The 5,645-nt window shown below is 67.8% G+C and carries 4 protein-coding genes; 3 read left to right on the forward strand and 1 reads right to left on the reverse strand.

The annotated features are described in order from the left end of the window. Positions 1 to 189: 189 nt before the first annotated feature. Positions 190 to 1,629: a pyridoxal phosphate-dependent aminotransferase gene (locus FJY88_11455; GenBank protein ID MBM3287948.1), complete on the reverse strand. Its 1,440-nt coding sequence runs from the start codon at positions 1,627 to 1,629 to the stop codon at positions 190 to 192. On the opposite strand from FJY88_11455, the gene FJY88_11460 reads away from it, so the two are divergent. The 3 genes from FJY88_11460 to FJY88_11470 all read left to right on the forward strand — a co-directional run. Beyond that, positions 1,523 to 3,904 carry a hypothetical protein gene (locus tag FJY88_11460; GenBank protein ID MBM3287949.1) on the forward strand — a complete coding sequence of 794 codons (2,382 nt, stop codon included), beginning with the start codon at positions 1,523 to 1,525 and terminating at the stop codon, positions 3,902 to 3,904. The genes FJY88_11455 and FJY88_11460 overlap by 107 nt on opposite strands. 239 nt (positions 3,905 to 4,143) lie before the next feature. Next, positions 4,144 to 5,139 carry a DUF1573 domain-containing protein gene (locus FJY88_11465; protein MBM3287950.1) on the forward strand — a complete coding sequence of 332 codons (996 nt, stop codon included), beginning with the start codon at positions 4,144 to 4,146 and terminating at the stop codon, positions 5,137 to 5,139. A gap of 3 nt (positions 5,140 to 5,142) precedes the next feature. Continuing rightward, on the forward strand, positions 5,143 to 5,645 hold a 503-nt coding region (locus FJY88_11470; GenBank protein ID MBM3287951.1), incomplete at its 3' end, for a rhodanese-like domain-containing protein.

Below are 5,645 nucleotides of genomic sequence, written 5' to 3' on the forward strand. Positions count from 1 at the left end.
CCATCTGCGTCGGCCGCGGATGCGCTTGCCAAGATGGGGAAGGCGCGGCCCTCGACAGCGGCCGCGGCCTTCGCACCTCGAACCTCCGCGCAGAGCGGCATCGCCGCCAGGCAGACGAGAAGTGCGGAGAAACCCGGGGCTCGTCCCCAGATGTCTCGGTTTCGCCGGACCGGTCTCATCTCGCGCGGATCACCCCCTCCTCCGCTCTGGCGGCAAGCTCCCGCCTTGCTCCGCGAGGAAGCGCCCGAGTGCCGCCAGCGCCTCCCGGACCTCGCCCTCGGGCCCTCCGACGGCGATTCTGACATGATCCGGCCTCTGGAAGAAGCGACCCGGAACGAGGACGACCTTGACCTCTCTGCGCAGACGCTCGCAGAGCGAGTCGGCATCGGGAAGATGGGGATGCCCGCCCCACCGCGGAAAGGCGAGGATGCCGCCCGGGGGCAGGCATCCCTGCAACTCGGGCCGATCCTCGAGAAGCGAGCCCAGCGCGGAGCGGTTGGCTTCCACACGACTGCGGATGCGCGCGCGCCAGTCCTCCATCCTCCTCGAGTCCCTCAAGATCCTCGCCCCGATCGCCTCCGTGAGGAAGGGATGGACGACCCCGAGATTGTCGTGGATCCGGATCGCGCGCGCGATCAGGTCGGAAGGGCCGATGGCCCACCCGATCCTGAGATGGCTCAGGCCGTAGACCTTCGTGAGGCTCGCCGTCGAGACGACGGCGGGGCGGCCGCGAGCGGCGCAGGCGGGAGGATCCTCGAAGAGGATCTCGCGGTAGGCCTCATCGACCATCAAGAGGCCGCCCTGGGACGCGCAGGCCTCGGCGAGGGCATCGAGCAGATCCTCGCAGATCGGTTCGCCGGTGGGATTGTGCGGATGGGTCGCGACAGCGGCGCGCCATCGGACACGCCCTCCGCTCTTGAGCCGATCGAGAAGCCTCGTGTGGCCTTCGGGACCATCGACCGGCACACGCTCGACGCGGGCCCCGACGGCGCCGAGCGCGGCGCCGAGAGGCTCGTAGAACGGCTCCTCGAGCAAGACCGGGTCGCCCGGGCGCACCCACGCGGCGAGCACGAGGAAGTTGGCGAGGCTCGTCCCTTCCGCGGCGAGTACCGAGGAGGCCGCGACTCCGTATCGCGCGGCGATGGCCTCGCGCAGCTCCGGCAGTCCATCCTCGTTGTGCCCCCAGACTGAAAGCCCGCGCATGAGGTCGCCGAGGTCGTCCATCGTGAGGAGATCGCGGATCCCGCTGCTCCCGAGGTTTCGGATGCCGGGCTCCTCGAGGTGGGTCTTCGCCCAGGCCATGTAAGCGACTTCTTCGAGTCTCACCGATCCTCCAAACCCGGATCCCGCGGGGGGCGCGCCGCCGAACGCGATGGATCGCGGCGACGGCAGACCCACGCGATGAACCCCCGCATTGACGCAACAGCTTTCCGATAGTATAGTTAGGTCGCTTCGAGCTGCAACCGATCTCCGCACCCAAGCAACCGGTGCGCAGACAGAGAACAAGTGGAGGAGGTCAGCGATGGATTGGTCCCGTCCCCGTCGGAATGCATCGGTTTTCGGAGTCGTATTCCCTGCAATCATCCTCGGGTTTGTCCCGGCCGAGGCGCCGGCATCGACGATCGACATCAACGGCTACCGCTTCGATCCCCTTGCGTCCGCCCCCGAGCTTCCCGCGGAGCTGCGCGCCCTCGAGACCGATTCCAGGGCGACCTACCTGCTCCAGTTCGCCGGGCCGATCGAGGAGTCGTGGAAGGAAGAGATCCGCGGACTGGGCGCGACGATCGGCGGCTACGTGCCGGAGAACGCCTTTCTGGCCCGAATGGATGGCCCGACGAGGGAACGGGTGCGCCAGCATCCCCAGGTCAGGGCGATCAGCCCCTACCATGTCGCCTACCGGATCAGCCCCTCGATCGGCCGCATCGAGTACCGGGACCCGGTCCGGAGGGAGGATCCCCTGAGGACGATCCGCGTCCGCGTCGCGGAAGACCCGGCAGACGCGGCCGCGGCCGCCTCGCTGCTCGGACAGGTGATCGAGCGGATCGACGACCCCGGGCAGCCCGGATTCGTGATCCGCATCGAGGCCGCGCGGATCGTCGACCTCGCGTCCCTCCCGGCGGTCCTCTGGGTGGAGGAGCGTCCGGAGACCTTCGTCCTCAACAACACGACGCGGTGGGTGGTCCAGTCGAACGCGAGCGGCGCCACCCCGATCTGGCAGCGAGGGATCTACGGGGAGGGCGAGATCGTCTGCGAGATGGACACGGGGCTCGACTACAACAGCTGCTGGTTCAGGGACCTGAACAACGCGCCCCCCGGGCCGACGCATCGCAAGGTGATCGACTATCGCACCTGGGGCGGCTCCGCCTACGACGGATGCGACACGGGGCATGGGACACATGTCGCCGGGACCGTCGTCGGCGACCAGTCGTTCATCAATCCCGGGAACATAGGCTCCAACGGCATGGCCTATGGAGCGAAGATCATGATCCAGGACGTGGGGAGCGACAACTGGCTCGCTTGCCTGTTCGGCCTGCTGAGCGTCCCCTCGTCGCTGACGAGCGCCCTGAGCGACGCCTACACGAAGGGGGCCAGGACCCACACAAACAGCTGGGGCTCGACGAGCAACTCCTACGACTCCTACAGCGTCGATGTCGACAACTTCATGTGGGGCCACAAGGACTTCCTGATCCTCTTCGCCAACGGCAACTCGGGACCCGGCGGGAGCACCGTGGGATCCCCCGCCACGGCGAAGAACTGCGTGAGCGTCGGGGCCACGCAGCAATCCCCTTCCCAGGAGACGATCGCGAGCTACTCGAGCCGCGGCCCCGCGAACGACAGCCGCTACAAGCCGACCGTCACCGCCCCGGGGGGCGAGTCGCCCAACTACATCGTCTCGGCCAACAACCACACCGGCAATCCTCCATCCCCGACCTGCGCGACGCAGGGGAACCCCTTCCAGGGGACTTCGATGGCGACCCCCGCGGTCGCCGGCTGCGCGCTGCTCATCCGCGACTACTTCGAGCAGGGCTTCTACCCCCGTGGTATCGCGGGCGACGACCCGATCCTCCCCTCGGCCGCCCTGGTGAAGGCGATGCTCGTCAATGGGGCCCGCGAGATGGGCGCCGCAGATCAGCCGAACAACAACGAGGGATGGGGCCGCGTCCTGCTCGACGATGCCCTCTACTTCGAGGGGGACGCCCGCGAGGTGCAGATCGAGGACGAGACGACGGGGCTCGCCACGGGCGAGGAGATCGCCTACACCTACGACCTCGAAGCCTCCTCTGAGCCGCTCGAGATCACCCTCGTCTGGACGGACTACCCGGCCGCGCAGGGGGCGAACCCGGCGCTCGTGAACAACCTCGATCTCACCGTCGCGTCCCCCTCCGGGAATCTCTACAGGGGAAACGTCTACAGCGGGGGCCAGTCGGCGACCGGCGGCGCCGCGGACGCGCGGAATGTGGAGGAATGCGTCCGCCGCAACGCTGCGGAAGGAGGCCCCTGGGTGGTCACGGTCCGTGCGGCCAACGTGCCGCAGGGGGGGCGGCAACCGTACGCCCTCGTGGCGACCGGCTCCTTCAAGAACTGGCCCGAACCCGGCGCTGGGGTCGAGGAAGCGGGACCGTCCGCGAAGGCCTCGCTTGGGCTCGCCGTCCCGAACCCGTTCGGGGATCGGACGACGCTCCCCTTCGCTCTGTCCGGCCCCTGCCGCGCGCGGCTGACGATCCATGACGTCGGCGGCCGGCTCGTGGCGACGATCCTCGACGCCGAGGTCTCCGCCGGCGAGCATGACGCGATCTGGAACGGGCGCGGCGACGCAGGGGAGACGCTCGGGAGCGGAGTCTTCTTCTACCGTCTGGAGACGCCGCAGCGCGCGGTCACGCGGAAGCTGACGCGCCTGCGCTGAGGCCCGCGGGGGGGCCGTCGGGACGGAGCGTCCTCAAGGGGTGATCCCGCTTTGAGAACAAGGTCTTCCGTCCCGATTCTCCTCCCGCTTCTCGCTTCGACCCTTGGACGGCCGGTGTAGGAATGCGCCGCATCCTAACCCGGAGCCAACCTCGCCGCAACCGCGAAGCGCCGTTGACCCCGCCCACGCACCTTTCTTAGGCTCTAGGTGTATACACGGAAGAGAAGGGAGGCAGTCGCTTGCGTCGTCTCGTGGTCGTGTCCGTGGTTCTTCTAGGTCTCTCCGTCTCGTTCGGCGAACCGCTCGCCGCAAAGGGGCCGCTCCTGCGGCTCTCGGAGCGGGTGATCGACTTCGGCAGGGTCGAGCAGATGGACCAGCTCACCAAACACATCTACCTCCGCAACGAAGGGGATGCCCCCTTGAGGATTCTCAAGATCGAATCCTCCTGCGGCTGCGCCGTCGGGCTCGCGAGCGATTCGACCGTGGCTCCCGGGCAGGAGGTCAAGTTCACCGTCACCTTCAGCACCAAGGAGTACAGCGGGCCCCAGGAGAAGAAGATCACGATCCGGAGCAATGATCCGGCGGAGCCATCGGTCACGATCCCCGTCCGCGCGGACATCCACGTCCTCCTGCGGCTGAGCGAGGAGACGGTCCGATTCGATCCCGTCCGCCTCGGCGGGACCGCGTCGCGGCAGGTCAAGGTCTCCGCCGACAAGGACGCGGGGCTCGAGATCGGGGGGATCCGCGGGGGCGAGGAGTATCTGACGGCGACGCTCAAGAGGGATTCGTCCGCGCAGGAGGAAGTGATCTGGGTCATCCTCTCGATCAAGCCCGACGCGCCTCCGGGCCTCTTTCGCGAGACCCTCACGTTGACGACGACGAAACCGAAATCGACCCGAACCAAGATCACCGTGATCGGCTCGATCGTGAGCTATTTCGAGGTCCCTGGGGATGGCAGGCTGCGGATCAACCCCACGCCCAGGGGAAAGCCGGCGCAGACGACGATCCAGATCACCTGCGACGGGTCGAAGCCCTACGAGCTGCTCGGCGTCGAGACGGGGGTCCCGTACTTGAGCGGCGAGATCATCCCCAAGGGGAGCAACAAGTACGATCTCCGGATCACCCTGGAGGAGCGGTCCGAGACGGGGATGTTCATGCAGCGGATCGCGGTCCTGACGAGCGATCCGAAACAGCCCAAGATATTCCTCCAGGTCCAAGGCCACGTCCGCGGGTGAGCCTTGCGACGAGCGATTCTCGAGACGATCGCCCTCACCGTCCTCGCGGCCGCCGCCGCCGTCGCCTGGAACGCGGGCCGCGCCGAGAGATTCCCGACAACGCTCCCGGCCGCCTTCTTTCGAGCCGACTCGGGCGCGCGGCCGATCCTGACCGCGCAAGCCGGCAAGCTCTACGCCGAGGGGGCGATCTTCCTCGACGCCCGCGCCCCTGACGAGTATGCCGAGGGACAGATCGAAGGGGCCTTGAATGTCCCCGTCGAGGAGTGGCGCGAGATCTACCCGGAGCTATCCTCATGGATCTCCGGCTCGAAAGTCATCGTCTACGCCGATCCGGATCGAGTCGAGCGGGCGGACGATCTCGCTCGGGCCCTGCTCTCCCGCGGAGCGCCCCGGGAGTCGCTCTTCGTCTTGATCGAGGGGATCGATGCCTGGCGCCGAGCGGGACTTCCCTCGGCCGAGGGGGAGGATCGAGTCCTCGGCTCCGGACTCGGAGCGGACGAGGAGAT

The sequence above is a fragment of the Candidatus Eisenbacteria bacterium genome, assembly GCA_016867495.1.
GTDB lineage: Bacteria > Eisenbacteria > RBG-16-71-46 > CAIMUX01 > VGJL01 > VGJL01.